This window comes from Streptomyces sp. CB02959 (genome assembly GCF_002803155.1).
Classification (GTDB): domain Bacteria; phylum Actinomycetota; class Actinomycetes; order Streptomycetales; family Streptomycetaceae; genus Streptomyces.
In genome coordinates, this window is the sequence record NZ_NNBP01000025.1 from 1 (window position 1) to 25870 (window position 25870).

The window sequence follows — 25870 nt, forward strand, 5'->3', positions numbered from 1 at the left end:
GATCTTCATGAGCCTTCTAGGTCCTGTCGCCGCCGCGGCGGTCGTCCGCGCCCTCGCGGTCCGTGCCGCCGGGGCGCCCGTCCAGGTCCGGCAGTCCCGCGGTGAGCGCCCGCATGCCGCGGGCGACCAGTTCCGCGGGGCCGTGCGGGCCGTCCGGCCGCTCGTCGCCCGCGGCCCACTCCTCGACCGCGACCCGCATCGCGGTGTTCGCGGCGGCCGCGGCCAGCCGCACCTCCAGCGGGCCGGCGCCGGTGAGGCGCGCCAGCACCGGCCGCAGCTCCTCCTCGGAGTCGTGGTGGACGCGGTGCCAGACCGCGCGCAGCGCCGGGTCGCCGGGCATCGCCCGCAGCAGCCCGCGGGTCCAGCGCAGCGCCTCCTCGGCGGGCCCGTCGGTGGGGGTCAGGGCCCGGCGGGCGGCCTGCTCCAGCGCCGCCCGGGCCGGCGGCGCGTCCGGGCCCGCGGTGGCGGCGGCCAGGTCGTCGATCCACTGCCGGACGCCGACCGCGAGCAGCGGGGCCACCGCGTCCTCCTTGGTTCGGAAGTACCGGTAGAAGGTGCGCAGGGCGACCCCTGAGGCGCGGGCGATCTCGTCGGCGGTGACCCCGGGGCCGCGCTCCGCGAACAGGGCCGCCGCGGTGCGGGCGATCTCCAGTTGCGTCTCGGCCTTGCGGCGCTCGGTGAGGGAGGGACGCGCGGGGGTGTGCGCGGCGGTGGTGCGCGGTGCGGTGGGCATGGGCCCAGCTTACGGAGCACAGTGGCGTATCGGCATGAAGTGCGAATGTGGCACATCGTGCCAAGTGGGCGTACGGTGCGAACAGAGCCCCAAGAGGCACCCCGCCCCCAAGAGGCACTTCACGAACGGAGCAGGATCATGAACCGCTTTGACGGACGCCGCGCCCTGATCACCGGAGCCGGCTCGGGCATCGGCCAGGCCACCGCCCACCGGATCCTCGCCGAGGGCGGCCGGGTCGTCGCGGTGGACGTGGACGAGGCGGGACTGGCGGCCACCGCCGAGCGGGCCGCCGCGGACGGCACCGCCGACCGCCTGGAGACCGCGCGGCTGGACATCTCGGACGAGGCCGCGGTGCAGTCCGGCGTGGCCTCCGCGGTGGCGCACCTCGGCGGGCTGGACGTGCTGGTCAACGCGGCCGGCATCCTGCGCTCCGCGCACACCCACGCCACCACGCTGGACTTCTTCAACAAGGTCGTTTCGGTCAACCTGACCGGCACCTTCCTGATGATCCGCGAGTCGCTGCCGGCCCTGCTGGCGGGTCAGGCGCCGGTGATCGTCAACTTCAGCTCCACCTCCGCGTCGTTCGCCCACCCGTACATGGCGGCGTACGCGGCCAGCAAGGGCGGCATCCAGTCGATGACCCACGCCATCGCCAGCGAGTACAGCAAGCAGGGGCTGCGCGCGGTGTGCGTGGCGCCGGGCTCCATCGCCAGCAACATGACCACCGGCCGCGGCCCGGGGCTGCCGGAGGACGCCGACATGAGCCTGTTCGTGAAGCTCGCCCCGGCCCTCGGCCAGGGCTTCGCCGGCCCGGAGACCGTCGCCGGCGTGATCGCGATGCTCGCCTCGGAGGACGGCGCGTTCATCACCGGCACGGAGATCCGCATCGACGGCGGTACGCACATGTGACGGACCGGCGGCGGCCGGAATCCGACGGTCCGTGGGATCACCCGCGGACCGCGGGACCGTGAGAATGAGGGACGGCGCCCCGTGCGTGCCGCGTCGGGAGGGGCGCGGCAGGCGCGGGGCGCCGTCGTCCGTCGTGCCGGTGCTCAGGCCGGCAGGTGCTTCTCGCCGCCGGCCGTCACGCCGCCGGCCCGCTCGTCGGCCGTCTTGTGCAGTGACGCCAGCACGACGGTGACCAGTACGCCGCCCACCGCCCAGGCGGAGAGCACCAGTAGCGGCCCGGTCAGCGCCTGGCCCCGGAAGTAGGCGATCGAGCGCGCCGCCCAGGTGCCGGCGCCCGGTGGCAGCGCAGGGCCGATCGCCCGCCAGAACGGCGGCAGCAGCGGATACGGATAGGCGCCGCCCGCGCTCGGGTTGCCGAACACCACGATCACCAGGATCGCCAGGCCGATGCCGATGATGCCCAGCAGTCCCTGGAAGGCCAGGGTGGTGGCGCCCACCGCGAAGACGGTCAGCGCGCCCAGCCCCCACAGACCGAACAGGCTGCCGGGCAGCGCGTCGAGGACCGGGCCGACCACGAGCGCCCCGGCCAGTCCGGCGGCGATCGCGTAGAGCGCCAGCGCGGCCAGCCGGATGACCGCCCGCTGCCGGTTGGCCGGGCGTGCCCCGGCGCTGATCGCCAGGATCGCGGCGCACAGATAGCCGCCGACGCACCACCCCACGACCAGGTAGAAGGACGACAGGCTGCGGCCGTCGCCGGCGTCGGCCGGGATCACGTCCTCCGTGCGGACGGTCCGCCGCTGCTGCTTCTCGGCCGCCGTCACGACCAGTTCGACCGCCTGGGAGAGCGAGGCGCCGCCGCCGCCGGCGACCAGCAGCCGGTCGGTGGTGCCGCGCGGATCGACGATCAGCGCGGCGTCGAGGGTGCGGTCGTGGATCTGGCGCCGGGCGGCCGCTTCGGAGGCCACCGGGCGCGGGTCCAGCGGGGTGCCGGGCAGCCGGTCGAGCTTGTCGACCAGCTCCCCGCGGATCTGGGTGGGAGCGACCACGGCGAGTGGCACCCGGTCCGGCTTCGGGCGGTGGAAGGCGCCGGCGTACGACGTGATGAACGCGACCATCAGGCCCAGCACCCCGATCACCAGGAGCGCCGCCCGGACCGTCACCGCGCTCCGCACTTCCTGGGCGAAGGTGAGGCGGGTGCCGTCGTCGGTCGTGGCCATGCGCCGCTCCGTTCTGGGATTCGCAGCTCTTCCAGGGGCTTTATATCCCTTTTGGGCAATATCTTCCGACCGGTGTGACCCCTGGGCGTGTGTTCGTACGGATGTTCGAAAGAAGCGTTATGGTGGAGGAAGCGAAACAAGGGACGCGAATACAGCCGGGGGGCGTATGAGGTGCAGGAGGTGCGGATGCCCGAGTTCACGCATCTGCACACCGCTTCGGGCTTCTCGCTGCGCTACGGCGCCTCCCACCCGGAGCGGCTGGCCGAGCGCGCCGCCGAACGCGGGATGGACGCCCTCGCGCTGACCGACCGGGACGGCCTCTCCGGCGCCGTCCGGTTCGCCAAGGCCGCCGCCGCGGCCGGCATCCGCCCGCTGTTCGGCGCCGAACTGGCCGTCGCCGCAAGGGAACCGGCGCCCCGGCCCGCCGTCCGCCGCCGCACCCCGGTGCGCGGCGGCGCCTTCCTCGACGAGTCCGCCGCCCGCGCCGTCTTCCTGGCCCGGGACGGCGCCGCCGGGTGGGCCGCCCTGTGCCGACTGGTCTCGGCCGCCCACGCGGACCGCGGCGCGGGTCCCGTCCTCCCCTGGAGTGCCCTGGAATCCGCCACCGGCGGGCTGACCGTCCTGCTCGGACCGGACTCCGGGGTCGGCCGGGCGCTGACCGCCGGCCGCCCGGACCGCGCCGCGGAGCTCCTCGCCCCCTGGCGCGAACGGTACGGCGACGCGCTGTGCCTGGAAGCCGTCGACCACGGACGCCCCGGCAGCGGCCCCGGCTCCCTGCGGCTGGCCGCCCGCACCCTCGGCTTCGCCGTCGACCAGGGCGTCCGCGCCGTCCTGACCAACGCGGTCCGCTACGCCGACCCCGGCCAGGGCCCGGTCGCCGACGTCCTGGACTCCGCCCGCCGCCTGGTACCGGTGGACCGGCACCGCCCCGAGACCTGGGACAGCGGCGAACGCTGGCTCAAGGACGCCGCCGCGATGGGCCGCACCGCCGAGCGGATCGCCGAGGCCGCCGGCTCCCGCCGCGACCTGGCCCACCGGCTGCTCGCCATGACCGAGGAGACCGCCGGGGAGTGCCTGGTGGACCCCCGGGGCGACATCGGGCTGGGCCGGATCCACTTCCCCGAACCGTCCCTGGTCGGCGCCGAACACCGCACCGCGGCCCGGGTGCTGCGCTCCCGCTGCGCCGCCGCGATGGTGCTGCGCGGCTACGACCGCGACCGCGCCCGCTGGGCCCGGCTGCACGACGAACTGCACACCGTCGAGCGGCTCGGCTACCCCTCGTACTTCCTGACGGTCGCTCAGGTCGTGGACGACATCAAGGCGAGGGGGATCCGGGTGGCCGCCCGGGGCTCCGGCGCCGGGTCCCTGGTCAACCACCTGCTGGGCATCGCCCACGCCGACCCGGTCGAACACGGGCTGCTGATGGAGCGGTTCCTGTCCGGGCGGCGGTCCGCGCTGCCGGACATCGACATCGACGTCGAGTCGGCCCGCCGGCTGGAGGTCTACCACGCGATCTTCGACCGCTTCGGCGCCGAGCGGGTGGCGACCGTCTCGATGCCCGAGACCTACCGTGTCCGGCACGCCGTGCGGGACGTGGGCGCCGCCCTCGGCATGGACCCGGCCCGGGTGGACCGCCTCGCCAAGGCGTTCCCGCACATCCGGGCCCGGGACGCCCGCGCCGCGCTGGCCGAACTGCCCGAGCTGCGCGGCGTGCGGGAGGGCACCGACGAACGGCTGTGGCAGCTGGTCGAGGCGCTGGACGCGCTGCCCCGCGGGATGGCCATGCACCCGTGCGGGGTGCTGCTCTCCGACGCCACCCTGCTGGACCGCACCCCCGTCGTGCCCACCGGCGGCGCGGTCGCCGACGGCGTCGAGGGCCAGGGGGGCACCCCCCTGGCGATGTCCCAGTTCGACAAGGGCGACGTGGAGGACCTGGGGCTGCTCAAACTCGACGTGCTGGGCGTGCGGATGCAGTCCGCGATGGCCCACGCGGTCGCCGAGATCGACCGGGCCACCGGGGTCCGCCTCGACCTGGACGACCCGGCGCAGGTGCCGACCGGCGACCCGGCCACCTACGGCCTGATCCGCTCGACGGAGACGCTGGGCTGCTTCCAGATCGAGTCGCCCGGCCAGCGCGACCTGGTCGGCCGGCTCCAGCCGGCCACCTTCCACGACCTGGTCGTCGACATCTCCCTCTTCCGGCCGGGGCCGGTCGCCGCCGACATGGTGCGGCCCTTCATCGACGCCCGGCACGGCCGTACGGCGGTCCGCTACCCCCATCCCGACCTGGAGGAACCGCTGCGCGAAACCTACGGGGTGGTGGTGTTCCACGAGCAGATCATCGAGATCCTGCGGATCATGACCGGATGCCGACGGGACGAGGCGGACGAGCGGCGGCGCGCCCTGTCGGACCCGGAGGCCCAGGGCCTGGTGCGCGACTGGTTCGCCCGGCGGGCCGCCGGCCGCGGCTATCCGCCCGAAGTCGTCGCGCACACCTGGGAGATCGTCGAGGCGTTCGGCGCGTACGGCTTCTGCAAGGCGCACGCGGTGGCGTTCGCGGTGCCCACCTACCAGTCCGCCTGGCTCAAGGCGCACCATCCGGCGGCCTTCTACGCCGGACTGCTCACCCACGACCCCGGGATGTACCCCAAGCGGCTGCTGCTCGCGGACGCCCGGCGGCGCGGGGTGCCGGTGCTGCCGCTGGACGTGAACCGGTCGGCGGTCACCCACCGGATCGAACTGGTGTCCGGTCGGGAGGGTGCTCCGGACAGCTGGGGGCTGCGACTGGCCCTCTCCGACGTGTACGGAATGAGCCGGGCCGAGGCCCGGCGGATCGCGGACGGCCGGCCCTACCGCTCGCTCCAGGACCTCTGGCAGCGGGCCCGGCCGAGCCGTCCGGTGGCCGACCGCCTCGCCCGGGTCGGCGCCCTGGACGCCTTCGGCGCCAACCGGCGGGACCTGCTGCTGTACCTCGCCGAACTGCACCACCACGGACGGCGCGCCCCCGACGGCCAGTTGGCGCTCCACACGGGCGACGAGGCGAGGGGGGCCGAACCGGTCGAGCCGGCCGGTCTGCCCGACCTCGGCGACGTGGAGCGGCTCAGCGCCGAGCTGGGCGTCCTCGGCATGGACGCCTCCCGCCATCTGATGGCCGACCACCAGGAGTTCCTCACCGAACTGGGCGCGGTGCCGGCCCGGCTGCTGCGCGACGCCCGGCACGGCGAGACGGTGCTGGTCGCCGGCGCCAAGGCGGCCACCCAGACCCCGCCGATCCGCTCCGGCCGCCGGGTCATCTTCACCACCCTCGACGACAGCACCGGCCTGGTCGACTGCGCCTTCTTCGACGACAGCCACGAGGCGTGCGCCCGGACCGTCTTCCACTCGTGGCTGCTGCTGGTGCGAGGCACGGTCCAGCGGCGCGGTCCGCGCAGCCTCAGCGTGGTCGGCAGCGCCGCCTGGAACCTCGCCGAACTGGCCGAACTGCGCCGCACGGGCGGCCTGGAGGCGGTCACCGCCCGGCTCGCCGCCGCACCGGAACCGGACCGCGCCCCGCAGGACGGCACCCCGGCGGGCGCGCCCGCCCCCGGGCCCGAGCCCGCCCCCGCCCGCACCGGCCGCACCATCCGCCTGGAGACCGGCTACGAGATGCACCCGTGGGCGGACCTCCAGCCGCCCGGTGAACGCGCCGCCACCGGCCGCAAGCTGTGGCACGCCAGCCCCGGGAGCGCCGGATGAGCCCGGCACCGGAACGCCCCGCCGCCCCGCCGCCCCCGGCCGGTGCCCGGCGGCCGCCCGGCACGCTGTACGTCCGCTTCCGGACCGCCGGAGACGAGCCGGTCGGTGCCGCGCAGTACGAGCAACTGCTCGGCCTGCTCGGCCAGTTCACCCCGGTCATCCGGGCCCTGCCGCCGGACGCCGCGCTCGCCGACGTCCGCGGCGCACTGCGCTACTTCGACCGGGACGCGGCGGGCATCGCCGCGCTGATCCGGCTGCGCGCACTGGCCTGGCACGGCGTGCGGTGCACCATCGGCGTCGGCGGCAACCCGCAGCTGGCCCGGATCGCGGCCCAGGACGCCCCGCCCGGCGGGATCCGGTCCGTGCCCGCCGACCCCCGGTCCGTCGCCGCCTTCCTCGACCGCCGCCCGGCCTCCGCGCTGTACGGCGTCGGGCCCGCGGCGGCCCGCGCGCTGTCCGCCTACGGGCTCGACAGCGTCGGCCGGATCGCCGCCGCCCCGCCCGCCACCCTCCAGCGGATCCTCGGCGCCCGGACCGGCCGGGTGGTCTCCGAACGGGCCCGGGGGATCGACCCCACCCCCGTCACCCCCAACGCGGCCGCCCGCTCGCTCGCCGCCGAACACCGCTTCGCCCACGACGAACTGGACCCGGACCGCCGCCGCCGGGCGCTGCTCTCGCTCGCCGACGAACTCGGTGCCCGACTGCGGGCGAGCGGACAGGCGGCCCGCGCGCTGACCCTCACCGTCCGCTACGCCGACCGCTCCACCACGACCCGCACCCGGCGACTGGACGCGCCGACCGCGCACGGCCCCGCACTGACCGCGGCGGCCTACGCGCTGCACACCGCACTCGGCCTCCAGCGGGCCCGGGTGCGGATGCTGGCCCTGCGGGCCGAGGACCTGTGCCGCGCCGAACGCGCCGCGCGCCAGCTGACCTTCGACTCCGCCGACGACAAGGCCCACCGCGTCGAAGCGGCCGTCGACCGCGCCCGGGCCCGCTTCGGCACCGCGGCGGTACGCCCCGCGGCGGCGCTCGGACCGGCGGCCCCGGGGCCGGCCCGGCCGTCCCGCCCCGCGCGGCCGTAGCGCCGCTCGGCGTACCGCGGGGGCCGTGCTCCTCCGACGCCGCCGGCCGGACGCCCGGGGCATCAAGTCCGCTGCCCGCGGGCGCCCTTGAGGGCAGTGCTGCCGGTCGCCTTCCCCGCTGCACGCAACCGGCGTTGCGCGCCCGGTCGTGCGGTGCGGATCGGGTGCGGTTTCCTTCACCGTCACGCCACTGGTACGCCCTGCTTACCCGCCCGTAACTTACTTGGCAGTCACCACGTTGGCCCTTGCGATCCGGATCGCAGGTGACCGGCTCACGAAGCACTTCGGAAGCCCCTCACCCCCGCAAGGAGCATCGTATGAAGCTGCGTTGGTCGAGACTGTGCGCAGTCCTCCCGGCGGCCGCCCTGGCTCTCGGACTCATCACGGCAACCCCCGCGGCGGCGTCCCCCACCGTCAGCAGCGGCTGGAACGACTTCTCGTGCAAGCCCTCCAGCGCCCACCCCCGCCCCGTCGTCCTCGTCCACGGCACCTTCGGCAACGCCGTCGACAACTGGGTCGGCCTCGCGCCCTACCTGGTCGCCCGCGGCTACTGCGTCTTCTCCCTGGACTACGGCCAGTTGCCCGGGGTCCCGCTCTTCTACGGGCTCGGCCCGATCGACGCCTCGGCGCAGCAACTCGCCGCCTACGTCGACCGGGTGCGGGCCGCGACCGGCACGGACAAGGTGGACCTCGTCGGGCACTCGCAGGGCGGCATGATGCCCCGGGTCTACCTGAAGTTCCACGGCGGCGCGGACAAGGTGCACACGCTGGTCGGGCTGGCCCCCGACAACCACGGCACCACCCTCAGCGGCCTGACCGAACTGCTGGACCTCTTCCCCGGCGCCAAGCAGTACCTCGACAAGTTCACCCCGGGACTGACCGACCAGGCTATCGGATCCGACCTCCTGGCCCGCCTCAACGCCGGCGGCGACACCCTCCCCGGCATCCACTACACCGTCATCGCGACCAAGTACGACGAGATCGTGACGCCCTACACGTCGGGCTTCCTCAACGGCCCCGACGTCCACAACGTCGTGCTCCAGAACCTGTGCGCGCTCGACCTCTCCGAGCACCTGGCCATCGGGACCGTCGACCGGATCGCCTTCCACGAGACGGCCAACGCCCTCGACCCGGCGCACGCCACCCCCACCACCTGCGCCTCCGCCGCGAGTTGAGCGCCGTCCCGGCCCGCGGTCGGCGCGCGGGCCGGGCCCCGGGCCGGGCGCACCCGTCCGCGGTTCAGCGGGTGCCCCGGCCCGTCCGGCGCAGCGTCAGGAAGCCACCGGACGCGCCCGCCAGCACCACCGGGATCAGTAGCAGCCACCCGGAGAAGGCGAGCACCCCCGCGGTCAGCACGGAAGCGGCCAGCCCGCCGTACCAGAGCGGGGTGCGCCGCGGCAGCAGCACCAGCGCGGCGGCCAGCCCCGCCAGGGTCACCGCCGCCAGGCAGGTGGCGGTGGCCCGCATCAGCAGGTCCAGGTCGGCGGCGCCGGACGCGGCCGGCACCGCGAGGGCCGCCGCCACCACGCCCAGCACCGCCAGCGACCGGCGCGGCACCTCACCCGGCGCGCCGCCCTTGGCCAGCCAGCGGGGCGCCGCACCGTCCCGGCCGAGCGCCGCGCCGAGCCGGGAGGCCCCGGCCAGATAGGAGTTGACCGCCCCGAAGGTGAGGAACAGCGCCGCCGCGGCCGCCACCGGGCGGGCGGCGGTGCCCACGCTCTGGGCGAGCAGCGCGGTCAGCGGAGTGTCGGTGCGCGCCGCGGCCGGTCCCAGTGCCCCGATGGTGGTGACCGCCAGCCCCAGGTAGAGCACGGTGATCACGACGAGCGTACGGCGGGTCACCCGCGGCAGGTCCCGCGCCGGATCGGCGAACTCACCGGAGAGGTGGCTGGCCGCCTCCCAGCCGGCGAACGCGAAGAACAGCACCGAGGCCGCCGACCCCACCGACGTCCAACCGCCGGGCAGGAAGGGCGTGAAGTGGGCCGCGGACACCCGCGGCGCGGCGGCCAGCACCGCGCACAGCAGCACCGCCGCCAGCAGTCCGCCGAGCAGCAGTTGCACCCGGCCCGACATCCGCAGCCCGACCGCGTTGGAGACCAGCGCCCCCACGAGCACCGCCGCGCCGACCGCGGCCGCACCGGCCGCGCCCCAACCGGCCGCGTCGGCCACGTACTTCCCGCCGATCCAGGCGCACGAGACCACCCCCAGCGGCACCGCCCCGTAGAACCACCAACCGACCGCCGCCGCGGCCCGCGGCCCGATCGCCCGGTGCACGTACGTGGCGACGCCCCCGCCGTCGGGGAACCGCGCGCCCAGCGCCGCGAACGACGCGGCCACCGGCACGCACATGGCCAGCAGCACGACCCAGGCCAGCAGCGAGGCGGGACCGGCCGCGGCGGCGGCCAGCGACGGCAGCGTCAGGACACCGGGCCCCAGCACGGCACCGGCGCACAGCGCGGTACCGCTGCCGACACCCAGTCGCCGCACATCCGGCCGTGCAGGAGCGCTAAGAGATGTTTCTTGTACGGACACAGCCGCAGACGCTAATCGGAACTTTGATCATATTGAGGATGCGCCGAACTAAATTCGGCAGCACTCGGCATCATGGGGCCATGGACGACATTGATTCGGCGATTGTCCGGGAACTCCAGCGCGATGCACGGCAGACCAACCGCGAGCTGGCCGGCAAACTGAACATCGCCCCCTCCACCTGTCTGGAGCGGGTCCGCGCGCTGCGCGCCCGCGGGGTGATCACCGGCTACCGCGCGACCGTGGACCTGCGCGCCCTCAACCGCCCCGTACAGGCGCTGCTGACGGTCCGGATCCGGCCCATGAACCGCGAGGTGATCGAGCGGTTCAAGGCGTTCCTGACCTCCCTGCCCGAGGTGCTCAACGTCTACGTCGTCGCGGGCGGCGACGACTTCCTGGTGCACGTCGCGGTCCCGGACGTGGACCGGCTGCACGCCCTGCTGATGGACCGGATCTTCAAGCGCCGCGAAGTCGTCGACTGCCGCAGTTCGGTGATCTACCAGCACGTCGCCAACGACATCGTCGAACCGCTGCCGCCCGAGCGGTCCTGACGGGACCGGCGGGCGGCAGCGGCGGACGACGGCCCGGCCCGCGGCGGGCCGGGCCGTCGCGCTCCCTACCGGCGGACGGCCCGGCGGCGGGCGGTCGTGAACAGCACCGCGGCGCCCACCGCGAGCACCGCGGAGCCCCCGATGGCCAGCGCTGCGGTGGAGCCGTCGCCACCCGTCTGGGCCAGGTGCTTGCCGTCGACCGGTGCCGCCGCCCCGTCCGGGTGCGCACCGCCCGCGCCGGAACCGGTGCCCGCCGAGGGGGCCTGGGCGTCGGCCGGTGCCGCGGACGGCTGGTGCCGGCCGCCGCCCATGGCGTGGTCGTGGTGGCTCATGTCCATCGAGGACTTGTCGGCGCCCGCCGCGATCTGGCGGTCGGTCGGCGCAGACGCCGCTGGCGCAGAGGCGGTCGGTGCGGGCGCCGAGGGGCTTCCGGCACCGCCGTTGTCCTTGCCGAAGACCACGTCGGAGCAGGTGTAGAAGGCTTCCGGGCTGTCCGAGCGCTGCCAGATGCTGTAGACGAGGTGGCGGCCGGACCGGGCGGGCACCGTGCCGTCGAAGACGTACTCCCCGTTGGTCAGCGTCGGGTCGGTGGCCTTCGCGAACGGCGCGGCCTCCAGGTCGGACCATTTCAGCGGCTTCGTCGGGTCGTAGCCGTCCTTGGTGAGGTACAGCTCGAACGTGCCCTTGTGCGGGGCGGTCGCCCGGTAGTGGAAGGTGTGCCGACCGGCCTTCATCGGGGTGGACGGCCAGTCGGCGCGCGGCAGGTCCAGCCCCTTGTACTCGTCGTTGCCGGCGCTGCACAGCTTGCCGTCCGGGATCCGCTCCTTGGACTTGCCGCCGGCGTTGCCGTCCCGGACGCCGTTCCAGTCGTACAGCGCCTGGGCCCCGCCGGTCTGCACGGCGGCCTTGCACGCCGCGGACCGCGGGTTCTCGGGGCCCTCCGCGTAGCAGGCCGAGACCCGGCTGACCGGGTCCGACATCGACCCGTGCGCGGCGGCCGGGGTCGCGGTGAGCACGGTGAGCGCCATGGGGGCGATGCCGAACAGCGCGATCCCGGTGGCCTTGCGGCGAGCGGTCATCGTGGGGGTCTCCTTCATCGGATGGGTCGGTTTCGGGCGCGCGGCGCACCCGGGGGTGCGCCGCGCGGCCGGGGGTGCAAGGCGGTGGTGGGGGGTCGGGCCCGTCCGCCACCGGTGCCGTCCCCCGGTGAACGGCACCGGCGGGCCCGCGAACCCGCCTTGTGGAACTGACGCTAGCCGCCCTGAGCAGCGGATTTGAGGCCCGAAGGGTGATCGGGCGGATCCTTATGGTCCCTTTAAGGAGCGGCTAAGCGGGGGCACAGGAACGCGGGCCGGAAAGGGGCATTCGAGGCCCGGGGGAGGGAAGTTGGGGCAGTCGCCGGTGGTGCGCGAGGGCGCGCGGGGGTGGGCTCGGCGGTGTTCGGCGGTGCTCCGCTTCACCGTCCGGTGTCGGTGAGCGGGGCCGCCGGGTCGTCGAGGCCGTCGAGGCCGTCGACGCCGTCGACGAGCGTGGCGAACACCTCCGCCGGCGGGGTGCCGGAGACGGCGTCCAGCGGGAGTTCGGCCCAGATGATCTTTCCGTGCGGGGTGTGGCGGGCGCCCCAGCGGCGGGCGTAGCGGGCGATCAGGAACAGCCCGCGGCCGCCCTCGTCGGTCGTCCGGGCGTGCCGCAGGTGCGGTGCCGTGCTGCTGCCGTCGGAGACCTCGCAGATCAGTGCCTCCGCCCGGATCATCCGCAGCCCGATCGGCCCGGACGCGTGCCGGATGGCGTTGGTGACCAGTTCGCTGACGATCAGCTCGGTGGAGAACTCCAGCTCCGTCAGCCCCCACCGGGCCAGCTGGTCGGCGGCGGACCGGCGGGCCCCGCCGACCGCCGAGGGGTCCGCGGGGACGTCCCAGGTGGCCAGCTGGTCCTGCGGCAGGGTCCGGGTGCGGGCCAGCAGCAGCGCCACGTCGTCCACCGGCCGGGTGCCGGGCAGGCTGCTGATGACCGTCTCGCAGATCTCCTCCAGCGGGGCCTGCGGATCGGCCAGCGCGGTCCGCAGCCGGGTGATCCCGCCGTCCAGGTCGAGGGCCTTCCCCAGCAGCAGGCCGTTGGTGTAGAGGGCCAGCAAACTGCCCTCGGGCAGCGGCACTTCGACGGACTCGAAGGGCATCCCGCCCAGCCCCAGCGGCGGCCCGGTCGGCAGCTCCAGCAGCTGGCAGCCGCCCGCCGGGCTGACCAGCAGCGGCGCGGGGTGCCCGGCCCGGGCCAGGGCGCAGCAGCAGCCGACCGGGTCGTAGACCGCGTACAGGCAGGTCGCCCCGATCACCCCGTCGTCGCTGTGCGCGTCGTGCGCGACCCGGTTGACCATGTCGTCCAGGTGGGCCAGCACCTCCTCCGGGGACAGGTCCAGATCGGCCAGCGCCTGCACCGCGGCCCGCAGCCGCCCCATCGTGGCCGCGGCGTGCACCCCGTGCCCGACCACGTCGCCGACCACCAGCGCCACCCGCGCCCCGGACAGCGGGATCACGTCGAACCAGTCACCGCCCACCCCGGACTGCGAATCGGCGGGCAGGTAGCGGTACGCCGCGTCCACCGCGCTCTGCGCGGGCAGGCCGCGCGGCAGCAGACTGCGCTGGAGGGTGAGTGCCGCGGCGTGCTCCCGGGTGTACCGGCGGGCGTTGTCGATGGAGATCGCCGCGCGGGTGACGAACTCCTCGGCCAGGACCAGGTCGTCGGGCTGGAACGGGCCGGTGGGCCGCCAGCGGGCGAACGCCGCCGCGCCCAGGAAGTTGCCCCGGGCCCGCAGCGGCACCACCATCAGCGAGTGGAAGCCGAGCGCACGCAGTTGCCCGGCCCGCACCGGGTCGTCGGCCGCCCAGTCGGCGCGGTCCAGGTCCAGGGCCGGGACCAGCACCGACTCGCCCTCGGTCAGGCTCAGCACCACCGGCGCCGACGGGGGGTAGGCGGTCCGCTCCCCGACCGTGATCACCGCCTCCGGGCAGCCCTCCCGCACGGACTGCTGCCCGGCCCGCCGCATGGTGAACAGGTCGGCGGGCTCGACCGGTCCGGGCGCGGGCTCCTCGCCGGTGAGCATCGCGTCGAGCAGGTCGACGGTGACGAAGTCGGCGAGGTCCGGCACCGCCACGTCCGCCAGCTCCTGGGCGGTCTGCCAGACGTCGAGGGAGCCGCCGATCCGCTCCCCGGCGCGGTTGAGCAGCGCCATCCGCTGCCGGGCCCGGTAGCTTTCGGTGACGTCGATGACCATGTAGCTGATGCCGAGCACCTGGCCGGACTCGTCCTCCAGCCGGAAGAAGGACGTCGAGTAGGCGTGCTCGCGCTGCGGGTCGGACCGGGGGTGCCCGAGGTACTCGTAGCCGAGGGACGGGACCCCGGTCCGCAGCACCCGCCGCATCTCCGCCTCGACGGACTCCACCGCCAGGTTCGGCAGGACCTCCCTCAGCCGCTTCCCCAGCCGTTCGGCGCGCGGGGTCCCGCCCATCCGTTCCAGCGCGTCGTTGAGCCAGACGTACCGCAGCTCGGGGTCGAGCATGGCCACCCCGATCGGGGACATCCGGAGGATGCCGTTCAGCAGTGAGCGGCCCGCCCCCGACCAGGGCGTCCGTGCCATCTCGGCGGCCAGCACCAGGCGCGTGGCCGGATCCTGGCCGGCCAGCACCGGCAGCACCCGCACCTCCAGGTCGAGCCGGTGCCCCGCGCGGTCGCGCACCGCGACCAGCCCGCTCCAGCCGCCCTCCGCCGCGAGCCGGTGCCGCCAGGCGTCCGCACCGGAGACCGCACGGGCGTCCGCCGCGGCGAACAGCTCCGCCAGCGGCCGGCCCAGCGCCCGGGCCGCCGGATGGCCGAGCAGCCGCTCGGCGCCCTCGGTCCAGCCCCGTACCACTCCCGTCGGATCGGCCATCACCACGGCGGTCCGGGTGAGGTCGAAGACTCCGTCGCCAGGAAGGCGGCTGCTCGGGGAGGCGCTCATACAAGACCGATCCACTGCCGGCTCCACACCCTGCGAAGGCCCGCGTGACCGGGCCGCCACCGCGTACCACCAGCGGTTCCCACGGTACTCCCGGAACCTGCCGGGGCGCTTGCGCAGCGGCCCGGCCCACCGGGTTCCCGCCGCCGCCACGGCCGTCACCGGCCGTTGTCAGTACCCCCTGGCATCCTCGCGGTATGAGCACCGACGCCCCCGCCGGCCCGGCGGCACCCCCGCCGTCCGCCCCACCCGCCGCGTACTGGGACGCCGCCGCCGCGACCTACGACGCCGAGCCCGACCACGGCCTCCGCGACCCGGCCGTCCGCGCCGCCTGGGGCGCCCGGCTGCGCACCTGGCTGCCGTCCGCCCCCTCCGACGTCCTCGACCTGGGCTGCGGCACCGGCAGCCTGTCCCTGCTAGCCACCGAGCAGGGACACCGGGTCACCGGGGTCGACCGCTCCCCGGCCATGCTCGCCCGCGCCCGGGCGAAGCTCGCCGGGCGGGCCGCCGAATTCGTCGTCGGCGATGCCGCCCAACCGCCGGTGGGGGAGCGGCGGTTCGACGTCGTCCTGGTGCGCCACGTCCTGTGGACCCTGCCGGACCCGGCGGCCGTCCTCCGCCACTGGGCGGGCCTGCTCGCCCCCGGCGGCCGACTGGTGCTGGTCGAGGGCCGCTGGGGCGAGTCCGCCCCCGTGGGCCTGTCGCCCGCCGAACTCACCGCGCTCACCGCCCCGTTGGCCGCCCGCGCGGAGCTCTTCCCGCTCTCCGGCGACCCGGCGCTGTGGGGCCGACCGGTGCGCGACGAGCGGTACGCGCTGGTCGTTCGGGTGGGGGAGGGGCCGGCCGCCGCCCCGCCGCGCCACACCGAAGTCGTCGACGTCCACCTGGTCCTGCGCCGCGGCGGCGAGGTGCTGCTGGCTCGTCGCTCCGGGACCGGTTACGCGGACGGGCTGCTCAACTGCCCGTCCGGCCACGCCGAGGACGGCGAGGACGTCCGGCAGGCCCTGATCCGCGAGGCCGCGGAGGAGCTGGGGCTGCGGCTGGCCCCCGAGGACGTGCGGGTGGCGCTGGTGATGCAGCACTGCGCGCCGCCGCCCGCACGGCCGCGGATCGGCTGGTTCTTCGAGGCGGCGTACGGGGCGGGCGGCGAGCCCCGGAACCGCGAACCGGACAAGTGCGCGGAGCTGGCGTGGTTCCCGCTCGACGCCCTGCCGGACGACATGGTCGCGTACTGCCGTGCCGGGCTGGAGGGGCTGCGCGCGGGCCACCGCTTCCTGCTCCACTGGCACCGTCCCGGCGACGCCGTCGCCCATGACCCGGCCGCCCCGGGCCGCGCGGTCCCCCTGGACGGCGGATCCGGCCCGGACGGCGGCGCCGGGGATCCCCCGTGACGCCTCCGGTGCGCGGGAGGGGCGTGGCTCATTCCGGACGGTCGCCCAGATGTATAGGTGGCCGTTGCAACTATCTGGGCGTACGGTGATCACGCAGGCCGCCGCCGGGAGCGCGCGGCCCGCCGTACCCCGAAGGAGGAGCCGCGAGTATGTGCGGAATCACCGGATGGATCTCCTACGACAACGACCTCACCACCCAGCGCCCCGTCCTTGAGGCGATGACCCGGACCATGGCCTGCCGCGGCCCGGACGCCGACGGCATATGGCTCGCCCCGCACGCCGCGTTCGGGCACCGCCGGCTCGCCGTCATCGACATCGACGGCGGCAGGCAGCCGATGAGCGTCGAGCAGGGCGGCCGCCCCCTGATCGTCACGACCTACAGCGGCGAGGTCTACAACTACCGCGAGCTCCGGGCCGAGTTGGAGCAACTGGGCCACGCCTTCCGGACCAACAGCGACACCGAGGTCGTGCTGCACGCCTACCTCCAGTGGGGCGAGGCGTTCGTCCAGCGCCTCAACGGCATGTACGCCTTCGCCCTCTGGGACCCGCGCACCGAGCAACTCCTGCTGGTCCGCGACCGGATGGGCATCAAGCCGCTCTACTACTACCCGACCCGCGACGGCGTCCTGTTCGGCTCGGAGCCCAAGGCGGTGCACGCCCACCCGGACGTCCGCCCGGCCGTCGACGCCGAGGGCCTGGCCGAGCTGATCACCTTCACCAAGACGCCCGGCCACGCCGTCTACAAGGGCCTGCACGAGGTCCGCCCCGGCCACGTGGTCCGCGTCGACCGCAACGGCGTCCACGTCAGCCGCTACTGGGCCCTCGAAGCCCGCGAGCACACCGACGACCTCGACACCACCATCGCCCGGGTCCGCGAGCTGCTCGACGACATCGTCGCCCGCCAGCTGATCGCCGACGTCCCGCTGTGCACCCTGCTCTCCGGCGGCCTGGACTCCTCGGCCATCACCGCGCTCGCCGCCAAGGCGCTGGCCGCCCAGGGCAGCGGCCCGGTCCGCTCGTTCGCCGTCGACTTCACCGGCTACACCGAGAACTTCACCCCCGACGACCTGCGCGGCACCCCCGACGGCCCGTACGCGCACGCCCTGGCCGAACACGTCCGCTCCGACCACCGCGACATCGTGCTGGACACCGCCGCCCTGATGGACCGCGGCCACCGCGGGGCGGTGCTCGCCGCCCGCGATCTGCCCAACGGCTTCGGCGACGGCGACACCTCCCTCTACCTGCTGTTCAAGGCGGTCCGCGAGCAGTCCACGGTCGCCCTCTCCGGCGAGTCGGCGGACGAGGTCTTCGGCGGCTACCGCTGGTTCCACGACCCGGAGGCGGTCAACGCCGACACCTTCCCCTGGGTCGCCGCGGGCGTCTCCGGCCGGTTCTCCGGCGGCAACGCGGTCCGCGAGGCCCTGCTCGACCGCGCCCTGCTCAAGCGGCTCGACCTGCCCGGCTACGAGCACCGCCGCTACCGTGAGGCGCTCGCCGAAGTCCCCTACCTGGACGGCGACACCGGCCACCAGCGCCGGATGCGCGAGGTCAGCTACCTGCACCTGACCCGCTTCGTACAGATCCTCCTGGACCGCAAGGACCGCGCCAGCATGGCCGTCGGCCTGGAGGTCCGGGTCCCGTTCTGCGACCACCGCCTGGTCGACTACGTCTTCAACACCCCGTGGGCGATGAAGACGTTCGACGGCCGGGAGAAGTCGCTGCTGCGCGCCGCCACCCGCGACGTGCTGCCCGACGTGGTCGCCGACCGCGTCAAGAGCCCCTACCCCAGCACCCAGGACCCCGGCTACAACGAGGCGCTCCGCGGCGAGCTCAGGGAACTGGCCGCCGACCGCGACGCCCCCGTCCGCCCGCTCCTGGACTCCGGGGTGCTCGCCGAGGCCACCGCCGCCGGCGCCGACCACGACATCCGCCCCGGCGCCGAACTCGCCCTCGGCATGGACGCCTGGCTCCGTACCACCGGCACCACCCTGGAGTTGTAGCCCCCGGACGTCCGCCTCCGGGCACGGTGGCCGCTCCTGACGCACAATGGATGCGACAAAACCGCGCACCCCGCGCCGGCGGATCCGCGCACCCGCGCACCCGCCGTCCGCGTCACCACCAGCACCAGGAGCGCCACCGTGTCCCCGCACACCCTGACGATCACCATCGACCCGGCGGCGGCCGAGGCCCCGTTCGAGCAGGTTCGCACGCAGATCGCCGACCAGGCCCGGACCGGCACCCTGCCGGTCGGCCACAAACTCCCCACCGTCCGCGGCCTCGCCGAGGAACTGGGTCTGGCCGCCAACACCGTCGCCAAGGCGTACCGTGCCCTGGAGACCGACGGGGTGATCGAGACCCGCGGCCGCAACGGCAGCTTCGTCGCCGCGGCCGGTGACGCCGCCGACAAGGAGGCCGCCGCGGCCGCCGCGGTCTACGCCCACCGCGCCCAGCGCCTCGGCCTGGACCGCGCCGCCGCGCTCGCCGCCGTCACCGACGCGCTGCGCGCCACGTACGACACCGGTGACTGACCGCACCGGCACCCGACCAGGCGGCGGGGGCCGGACCAGGCGGCCAGGCCCCCGCCCAGCCCCGGAGGAGACCATGCCCAGTCGGCTCGCCCTCGTCCGACGCCCCGGCCCCCGCCTCGCCGACGGCCTGGTCACCCACATGGACCGGCAGCCGGTGGACCCCGCGCTGGCCCTGCGCCAGTGGGAGGCGTACGTCCAGGCACTGCGCGACCACGGCTGGCGGACCACCGAGGTGGCCCCCGCCGACGACTGCCCCGACGCGGTCTTCGTCGAGGACACCATGGTCGTCTTCCGCAATGTCGCCCTGCTCGCCCGCTCCGGCGCCGACTCCCGCCGCCCCGAGCTCCCGGCCGCCCGCGAGGCCGCCGAGGCGCTCGGCTGCTCCCTCAACGCGGTCCGCGCCCCCGGCACGCTCGACGGCGGCGACGTCCTCAAGGTCGGGGACACCGTCTACGTGGGCCGCGGCTGCCGCACCAACGCCGAGGGGGTGCGCCAACTCCGGTCCGCCTTCGAGCCGTTGGGCGCCCGGGTCGTCGCGGTGCCGCTCAAGCGGGTGCTGCACCTCAAATCGGCGGTCACCGCCCTCCCGGACGGCACCGTCATCGGCTACCTGCCCCTGGTCGAGACCCCGTCGGTCTTCCCGCAGTTCCGGCCGGTCCTGGAGGAGGCCGGTGCCCACGTCGTCCTCCTGGGCGGCGACGCGCTCCTGATGGCCGCCTCCGCGCCCCGGACCGCCCAGCTGTTCACCCGGCTCGGCTACCGTCCGGTCGTCGTCGACATCAGCGAGTTCGAAAAGCGGGAGGGCTGCGTCACCTGCCTGTCGGTACGCCTGCGCGACCTGCCGGAGCGCGCCCGGCAGAGCTGACGGATCGTCATTTCGCGGCCGCCGCCGGGGCATCCTTGCCCCATGAGCAACCTCGACCTCAGACCCACCCCCACCCGCTGCGGCGGCAACCGCCGTACCGGCCCGGTACACGAGCTCCAGACCGGCAAACAGGTCCCGCTCGGCGAGAGCACCGTGGTCCGCCGCCTGCTGCCCAACCTCGGCCGCCGCATGGTCGGCGCCTGGTGCTTCGTGGACCACTACGGCCCCGACAACATCGCCGACGAACCCGGCATGCAGGTCCCGCCGCACCCGCACATGGGCCTGCAGACCGTCAGCTGGCTCCGCGAAGGGGAGGTCCTGCACCGCGACAGCCTCGGCTCCCTCCAGACCGTCCGCCCCGGCGAACTGGGCCTGATGACCGCGGGCCGCGCCATCGCCCACTCCGAGGAGTCCCCGCCCCGGCACCCCGCCGTCCTGCACGGCGCCCAGCTCTGGGTGGCGCTGCCCGGCGCCCACCGCGCCACCGCCCCCGCCTTCGAGCACCACGCCGACCTGCCCGTCGTCACCGGGGGCGGCGGCCTCCGCGCCACCGTCATCCTCGGCGAACTGGCCGGCGCCGCCTCGCCCGGCACCGCCTACACCCCGCTGGTCGGCGCCGACCTCGCCCTCGCGCCGGGCACCGACGCCCGGCTCCCCCTCGACCCGGACCTCGAGTACGCCGCACTGGCCATCTCGGGCGCCCCCGAGGTCGACGGCGTCCCGCTGGCCCCCGGCTCGCTGCTCTACCTCGGCTGCGGCCGCTCCGAGCTCCCGCTGCGCGCCGCCGAAGCCGGCGACCTGCTCCTCCTCGGTGGCGAACCCTTCGAGGAGGAGATCGTCATGTGGTGGAACTTCGTCGGGCGCACCGGTGACGAGATCGCCGCCGCCCGCGCGGCGTGGAACGCCGGCGGTGACGGCTTCGGGACCGTCCACGGCTACGCCGGCGACCGGCTGCTCGCCCCGGAACTCCCGCCGGTACCGCTCAAACCGCGGGGCCGGGCGCGCTGACCCGGCCGGCGGCCGGAGGCTCCGGCCGCGCCACCGGCAGCCCGTAACGGTGTTACAGGTACAGCCCCGAGGTCGTGCCCTGGGGCTGGGACGGCAGCGCGGCGGGGCGGGTGCCGCGGCGGAGGGCGTAGAGCTCGGCCAGGGTGGCGCCGTCGCGGCCGATGCCCTCCTCGGTGCCGAGCCAGTCGACGGCCTCGGGACGGGTCAGCGGGCCGACCTCGATGCGGGCCAGGCAGCGGCCGGGGCGGACCACCGCGGGGTGCATCCGCTCCAGGTCCTCGTTGGTGGTGACGCCGACCAGGACGTTGCGGCCCTGGCCGAGCAGCCCGTCGGTGAGGTTGAGCAGCCGGGACAGCGCCTGCCCCGCGGTGTGCTTGGCCTCGCCGCGGATCAGTTCGTCGCAGTCCTCCAGCAGGAGCAGCCGCCAGCGGCTCCGGCCGGAGGTGTCGTCCTCCCCGATGGCGATGTCCATCAGATAGCCGACGTCGGTGAAGAGCCGCTCCGGGTCCAGTACGCAGTCCACCTGGCACCACTCCCGCCAGGACCGGGCGAGCGTGCGCAGCGCGGAGGTCTTGCCGGTGCCGGGCGGGCCGTGCAGCAACAGCAGCCGGCCGGCGATCTCCTGGGGCGACACCGTCATCAGCCGGTCCATCGCGGTGGCCACCGGCGCGGTGTAGTTGGCCCGGACCTCCTCCCAGGTCCCGGCGCTGATCTGCCGGGTGGTGCGGTGCGGGCCGCGGCGCGGGGAGAAGTACCAGAAGCCCATCGGGACGTTCTCCGGCTGCGGTTCCGGTGCGTCCTCGGCGCCGTCCGCGGCCTGCCCGAGCACCTTCTCGGCGAGCTCGTCCGTGACCGCGGTGACCGTCACGTCGGCGCCGCGGTTCCAGCGGGAGACCAGCAGGGTGAAACCGTCGCCCTCGGCGAGGGTGGCGCTGCGGTCATCGTCCCGGGCCGAGCGCAGGATCCGCACCCCGGGCGGCAGCAGCGTCAGCCCGGACTTGACCCGGTCCAGCGTGCGGCTGCGGGCGTAGGGCTGCTCGCCGTTGGCGAACCGGCCCAGGAAGAGGGCGTCGACGACGTCGGACGGGGAGTCGCTGTCGTCCATGGTCAGCCGGAGCGGCAGGGATTCCTCGGTGCGGGAGGTCGGGACCTGGTCGGCACACATGGCGCCATGATCCGCCACACCGACCGGTCGCGCACAAGGAATATCCGGGGGCGCGCCGAACACCCGGATCGGGGTGGTGTTCCGCGGGCGGTCCGTGCGCCGGAACGCGCCCTGTTGGCGCCCGCATGGCCCGCCCTAGGGTGGTCCGCCGTGCGACGTCGTGGTGAGGAACGTCAGGGGCGGCCGGACAGGCCGGAGCGGGCGGCCCGCGGCCGTCTGCGGGGGCGTCGGGGGACGGCCTTCGGGGTGGCGGTCGTGGTCGGGGTGGCGGCGCTGGCGCTGCTGCTGGTGATGTGCGGGGCGGAGGGCGGATCCGGGGAACGGTCCCGGGCGGGAACGGCAGCCGTCGGCGGACCCCGCACCGGTTGACCCCGCCCCCGTACCCGTCCTGACGGTGCGTCGGCACGGGGCGCCCACAGACGGCGCAATGGCCCGGCGGCGCGCCGGTCGTCCGGAGACTGTCAGCACGCCGATCCGGGGCGCCCGGTGGAAGGAGACGGTCCCGTGGAGCCGCCGAGCGGAGCTGCCCTGATGGTGGTCATGGTGTGCCTGACCGTGGTGACCGGGGTGCTCGACGCCGCCAGTTTCCTGACCCTCGGTCATGTCTTCACCGCGACCCAGACCGGCAATCTGCTCTTCCTCGGCTTCGGTATCGCCGGGCAGGGCGGGCTGCCGGTGGCGGCCACGGTGGTGTCGCTCGGCGCGTTCCTGGTCGGGGCGGCGCTCGGGGCCCGGCTGGAGTCGACCCTGGCCGCCCGGGGGCGCCCGTGGTTCCCGGTCGCCCTGCTGGTCGAGGCGGCGCTGCTGGCCGGCGCGGCGGGGGCGGCCTGGGCGACCGGCCCGGCCCGCGAACTGGCGGACGGTCAGCGCTACGCCGCCATCGCCCTGATGGCGGTGGCGATGGGGATGCGCAACGTCACCGCGATGCGGGTCGCCGCCCCGGACCTCAGCACGACGGTGGAGACCCGCGCGATGACGGCCCTGGTGAGCGGTTCCGTGCTGGGCGGCGACCGGCGGCTGGGCTACGGCAGCCACGCCGTGCCCCGCCGGGGCGGCTCGGTGGGCGCGATGCTCGCGGGCGGGCTGCTGGGGGCGTGGCTGATCGGGCTGGGCACCCGTACGTCGCTGGTGGTGCTGCTGGCGGCGGTCACCGTCGCGGCCACCGCCTTCCTCGTCCCCGGGCTCGCCCACGGGCGGAACGCCGACGGCTGACCGGTCGGCCGTCGGCGTCCGCACCCGCCGGTCCCCTCGCGGGGTCCGCTACCGGGCGGCCCTCAGCGGGCGGTTCCCGTTACGGGACGAGCTTCAGCAGCTTGTTGGGCGAGCCGCTGCCGGGGCTGGTCACGACCCCGGAGGTGGCGCCGTTCACCAGGGCCGTGGCGACCTGGGCCGGAGTGGCCGTCGGATGCCCGGCGAGGTAGACCGCGGCGGCGCCCGCGACGTGCGGGGTGGCCATCGAGGTCCCGGAGATGGTGTTGGTGGCGGTGTCGCTGGTGTTCCAGGCGCTGGTGATGCTGCTGCCGGGCGCGAAGAGGTCCACCCGGGAGCCGTAGTTGGAGTACGAGGCGCGGGCGTCGGTCGAGGTCGTCGCGCCGACGGTGATGGCCTCGGGGACCCGGGCGGGGGAGTAGTTCTGTGCGTTCGCGCCCGAATTTCCGGCCGCGATGGCGTAGGTCACGCCGCTCTTGATGGAGTTCTGCACGGCGGTGTCGAGCGCCGCGTCCGGGCCGCCGCCCAGCGAGACGTTCGCCGCCGACGGGCCCTTGTGGTTCTTGGTGACCCAGTCGATGCCCGCGACCACCTGGGCGGTGGTGCCGGAACCGGAGTTGTCCAGCACCCGCACGGCGACGATCTTCGCCTTCTTGGCGACGCCGTACGAGCTGCCGGCGATGTTCGCCGCGACGTGGGTGCCGTGGCCGTTGCCGTCCTGGGCGACGTTGTCGTTGTCGATCGCGTCGTAGCCGTTCGACGCCCGGCCGCCGAACTCCTGGTGGGAGATCCGGACGCCGGTGTCGATGACGTACACGGTGGCGCCGGAGCCGGCGGTGGTGGGGTAGGTGTACTTCTTGTCCAGCGGCAGCTTCGCCTGGTCGATCCGGTCCAGGCCCCAGGACGGCGGGTTGTTCTGGGTGTCCAGGGCGTGCACGGTGCGGTCCTGGTAGACGCGGTCGACGGCGGGGTCGGCCGCCAGCCGTCTCGCCTGGGCCTCGGACAGGGTGGCGGCATAGCCGTTGAGCGCGGCCGTGTAGGTGCGCTTGACGGTGCCTCCGTAGGCGGATATCACGCCGCGGCCGTCCGCCGACACCGCCTTGAGGCCGGCGCTCGGCTTGAGCGTGACGAGGTAGCTGCCGTGCACCGCGTCCGCGGCACCGGCGCCGACGACGGTGCCCTGGGCGGGTGCCGCCTGGGCGGGCAGGGCCAGGGCGCCGAGGGTGGCGGCGGCGGTGGCCGCGGTGACCGCCGCGGCGATCCGCAGGGTGTGGGTACGCCGGCGGGCGGCGTGGGGGGTGGTGGAACGCATCACTGCCATCGCGAGGGATTCCTCCTCATCGGTGGCGCGCCGTGGTGCGCGCGCAGGTGGGTCGTACGGGGTCGTACGCAATCGGTCGATCTGCGAAAGTCCGTGACCGATCGTCAAAAGGTTCGATGAGTCGCCCTCAGGTATCAAGACTCCCAACGGGATGTCATATGCACGTCATGGAAAGGCAATGACGCCGCAGTGATGAAACCTGACAGACCGGCGGATTGGCCGTGAACTCTGTACGACTTTTGGCATGGACACTACCGGCGACACGGGAGTCCTGATACGACGGATCACGCAGAGATCCTGCTATGGGAGGTTCCATGAGAGTGTCCCGTTTCGCGGCATTGACATCCGCGTTCTTCGTTGCTTCGTCGCTCGCGCTCACCGGCGCGAGCGCCGCCGCGGCAGCCCAACTCGCCGACGCCGGGGGCTATGTGGCCCTCGGCGACTCCTACTCGGCCGGCGTCGGCGCCGGCAGCTACGACAGCGGCAGCGGTGCCTGCAAGCGCAGCACCAAGGCGTATCCGGCCCTCTGGGCGGCCGCGCACTCCCCCTCGTCGTTCGACTTCACCGCTTGTTCAGGGGCCCGTACGGGTGATGTCGTCAGCGGCCAGCTCGGCCCCCTCAGCTCCGCCACGAGCCTGGTCAGCATCACCATCGGCGGCAACGACGCCGGATTCGCCGACACCATGACGACCTGTGCCCTCCAGGGCGAGAGTGCCTGCCTCGCCCGGATCGACCAGGCCCGCACTTACATCAAGAGCACCCTTCCCGGCAAGCTCGACACCGTGTACGCGGCGATCGCGAACAAGGCCCCGTCCGCCCGCGTCGTCGCCCTCGGGTACCCGCACTTCTACAAGCTCGACGGCGACTGCGTCGCCGGCCTCACCGAGAAGTCCCGGGCGGCCATAGACGCCGCCGCGGACGACATCAACGGCGTCATCGCCCAGCGGGCCGCCGGCCACGGCTTCTCCTTCGCCGATGTCAACCCCACCTTCGCCGGCCATGAGCTGTGCTCCGGCAGTCCGTGGTTGCACAGCGTGACCTATCCCGTCGACGAGTCCTACCACCCCACCGCCGCCGGACAAGCCGGCGGCTACCTCCCGGTGTTCGGCTCCGCTGCGTGATCTTCCGTGCACAGGGCGCGGAGGAGGGTCCCCCCGCCTCCGCGCCCACCCTCCCGGGAGCCCCGTAACGGTCCCTCAACTCGCCCTGACACGCGCGCTGTACGTGACATTCCGTATGGTGTTCGTCAACGTCAAGGCATGGCAGGTGAATCCGTTGACCGGTCTGCACGCGTGTCCTCCAAGAGAGATAGGGTTACCCTGCCCGTTGGCCGGGTGCCCTCGTACGGGTGGGGAGAGTCATGGAACAGATAACAGTGCGCAGCAGGGCGCGGGTCCCTGCCATCACATGCGGGAGCAGCGCGACCAGCGCGCGGCTCGACCGTCATCTCGCGGTGCTCGGCGGTCCCGCCATCCCGCAGCGCGAGGTGGAGGGGGCCACGTCGCTGATGCAGGAGCTCACCGCGCGTGACCACACGCGCATGAGGAAGAGCCGCGGCCACCGGGTGTCGGTGTTCGCACCGCTGCGCAGGCTGCGCCGTTCGCTCTTCGGCGGCCACGGCTGAGCCGCCCCT

21 protein-coding genes are annotated in these 25870 nt (G+C 74.6%); 14 read left to right on the forward strand and 7 right to left on the reverse strand.

What is annotated here, in order from left to right; all coding sequences use genetic code 11:
* Positions 1–16 precede the first annotated feature (16 nt).
* Positions 17–733: a TetR/AcrR family transcriptional regulator gene (locus CG747_RS33160; RefSeq protein ID WP_100605572.1), complete on the reverse strand. Its 717-nt coding sequence runs from the start codon at positions 731–733 to the stop codon at positions 17–19.
* 138 nt (positions 734–871) lie between these two features.
* Between CG747_RS33160 and CG747_RS33165 the strand changes: the two genes are divergently transcribed.
* Positions 872–1642, forward strand: coding sequence for an SDR family NAD(P)-dependent oxidoreductase (locus CG747_RS33165; protein WP_100605573.1), 771 nt, complete (start codon positions 872–874; stop codon positions 1640–1642).
* A gap of 143 nt (positions 1643–1785) precedes the next feature.
* Here CG747_RS33165 and CG747_RS33170 read toward each other — a convergent pair whose 3' ends face one another.
* Entirely contained in the window at positions 1786–2859 is a 1074-nt protein-coding gene (locus tag CG747_RS33170; protein WP_100605574.1) for a DUF3533 domain-containing protein, read from the reverse strand.
* Between the two features lie 186 nt (positions 2860–3045).
* On the opposite strand from CG747_RS33170, the gene CG747_RS33175 reads away from it, so the two are divergent.
* The 3 genes from CG747_RS33175 to CG747_RS33185 all read left to right on the forward strand — a co-directional run bounded on the left by CG747_RS33175 (position 3046) and on the right by CG747_RS33185 (position 8854).
* Positions 3046–6594, forward strand: a complete 3549-nt coding sequence (locus CG747_RS33175) for a DNA polymerase III subunit alpha (protein WP_100605575.1) — start codon at positions 3046–3048, stop codon at positions 6592–6594.
* Positions 6591–7679 carry a hypothetical protein gene (locus CG747_RS33180; protein WP_180985804.1) on the forward strand — a complete coding sequence of 363 codons (1089 nt, stop codon included), beginning with the start codon at positions 6591–6593 and terminating at the stop codon, positions 7677–7679. The genes CG747_RS33175 and CG747_RS33180 overlap by 4 nt, the downstream gene beginning before the upstream one ends.
* Positions 7680–7996: 317 nt before the next feature.
* Positions 7997–8854, forward strand: coding sequence for a triacylglycerol lipase (locus tag CG747_RS33185; RefSeq protein WP_100605576.1), 858 nt, complete (start codon positions 7997–7999; stop codon positions 8852–8854).
* Between the two features lie 64 nt (positions 8855–8918).
* Here CG747_RS33185 and CG747_RS33190 read toward each other — a convergent pair whose 3' ends face one another.
* Positions 8919–10166, reverse strand: coding sequence for an APC family permease (locus tag CG747_RS33190; RefSeq protein ID WP_257980912.1), 1248 nt, complete (start codon positions 10164–10166; stop codon positions 8919–8921).
* A gap of 125 nt (positions 10167–10291) precedes the next feature.
* Between CG747_RS33190 and CG747_RS33195 the strand changes: the two genes are divergently transcribed.
* The gene (locus CG747_RS33195) at positions 10292–10759 is read left to right on the forward strand and encodes an Lrp/AsnC family transcriptional regulator (protein ID WP_100605577.1); all 468 of its coding nucleotides are present in this window, start codon (positions 10292–10294) and stop codon (positions 10757–10759) included.
* A 65-nt stretch (positions 10760–10824) separates the two neighbouring features.
* Here CG747_RS33195 and CG747_RS33200 read toward each other — a convergent pair whose 3' ends face one another.
* A complete protein-coding gene (locus CG747_RS33200) occupies positions 10825–11838 on the reverse strand; it encodes a lytic polysaccharide monooxygenase (protein ID WP_100605578.1) in 1014 nt (337 codons plus the stop codon).
* 377 nt (positions 11839–12215) lie between these two features.
* Positions 12216–14753, reverse strand: coding sequence for a SpoIIE family protein phosphatase (locus CG747_RS33205; protein WP_100605579.1), 2538 nt, complete (start codon positions 14751–14753; stop codon positions 12216–12218).
* Between the two features lie 194 nt (positions 14754–14947).
* On the opposite strand from CG747_RS33205, the gene CG747_RS33210 reads away from it, so the two are divergent.
* The 5 genes from CG747_RS33210 to CG747_RS33230 all read left to right on the forward strand — a co-directional run bounded on the left by CG747_RS33210 (position 14948) and on the right by CG747_RS33230 (position 20542).
* Positions 14948–16141, forward strand: coding sequence for a methyltransferase domain-containing protein (locus CG747_RS33210; RefSeq protein ID WP_100605580.1), 1194 nt, complete (start codon positions 14948–14950; stop codon positions 16139–16141).
* Between the two features lie 149 nt (positions 16142–16290).
* The gene (gene asnB, locus CG747_RS33215; protein WP_100605581.1) at positions 16291–18141 is read left to right on the forward strand and encodes an asparagine synthase (glutamine-hydrolyzing); all 1851 of its coding nucleotides are present in this window, start codon (positions 16291–16293) and stop codon (positions 18139–18141) included.
* Between the two features lie 138 nt (positions 18142–18279).
* Entirely contained in the window at positions 18280–18669 is a 390-nt protein-coding gene (locus tag CG747_RS33220) for a GntR family transcriptional regulator (RefSeq protein WP_100605582.1), read from the forward strand.
* Between the two features lie 73 nt (positions 18670–18742).
* The gene (ddaH, locus tag CG747_RS33225) at positions 18743–19534 is read left to right on the forward strand and encodes a dimethylargininase (protein WP_100605583.1); all 792 of its coding nucleotides are present in this window, start codon (positions 18743–18745) and stop codon (positions 19532–19534) included.
* A gap of 42 nt (positions 19535–19576) precedes the next feature.
* Positions 19577–20542: a pirin family protein gene (locus CG747_RS33230; RefSeq protein ID WP_100605584.1), complete on the forward strand. Its 966-nt coding sequence runs from the start codon at positions 19577–19579 to the stop codon at positions 20540–20542.
* Positions 20543–20594: 52 nt separating this feature from the next.
* On the opposite strand, the gene CG747_RS33235 is transcribed toward CG747_RS33230, so the two are convergent.
* Positions 20595–21707, reverse strand: coding sequence for a DUF5925 domain-containing protein (locus CG747_RS33235; RefSeq protein WP_100605585.1), 1113 nt, complete (start codon positions 21705–21707; stop codon positions 20595–20597).
* Positions 21708–21857: 150 nt separating this feature from the next.
* Between CG747_RS33235 and CG747_RS47535 the strand changes: the two genes are divergently transcribed.
* Together CG747_RS47535 and CG747_RS33240 are read left to right on the forward strand one after the other, a co-directional pair.
* A complete protein-coding gene (locus tag CG747_RS47535) occupies positions 21858–22076 on the forward strand; it encodes a hypothetical protein (RefSeq protein ID WP_146022194.1) in 219 nt (72 codons plus the stop codon).
* Positions 22077–22211: 135 nt separating this feature from the next.
* On the forward strand, positions 22212–22919 hold the full coding sequence (locus CG747_RS33240; protein WP_100605586.1) for a YoaK family protein: 708 nt from the start codon (positions 22212–22214) through the stop codon (positions 22917–22919).
* A 79-nt stretch (positions 22920–22998) separates the two neighbouring features.
* On the opposite strand, the gene CG747_RS33245 is transcribed toward CG747_RS33240, so the two are convergent.
* The gene (locus tag CG747_RS33245; protein ID WP_100605587.1) at positions 22999–24237 is read right to left on the reverse strand and encodes a S8 family peptidase; all 1239 of its coding nucleotides are present in this window, start codon (positions 24235–24237) and stop codon (positions 22999–23001) included.
* A 314-nt stretch (positions 24238–24551) separates the two neighbouring features.
* Here CG747_RS33245 and CG747_RS33250 point away from each other — a divergent pair, with 314 nt between their 5' ends.
* Together CG747_RS33250 and CG747_RS33255 are read left to right on the forward strand one after the other, a co-directional pair.
* Complete coding sequence (locus CG747_RS33250) at positions 24552–25358, forward strand: SGNH/GDSL hydrolase family protein (RefSeq protein WP_100605588.1); 807 nt, start codon at positions 24552–24554, stop codon at positions 25356–25358.
* A gap of 239 nt (positions 25359–25597) precedes the next feature.
* Positions 25598–25861 (forward strand): hypothetical protein, encoded by a 264-nt coding sequence (locus CG747_RS33255; protein ID WP_100605589.1) that lies wholly within the window; start codon positions 25598–25600, stop codon positions 25859–25861.
* Positions 25862–25870: the final 9 nt, after the last annotated feature.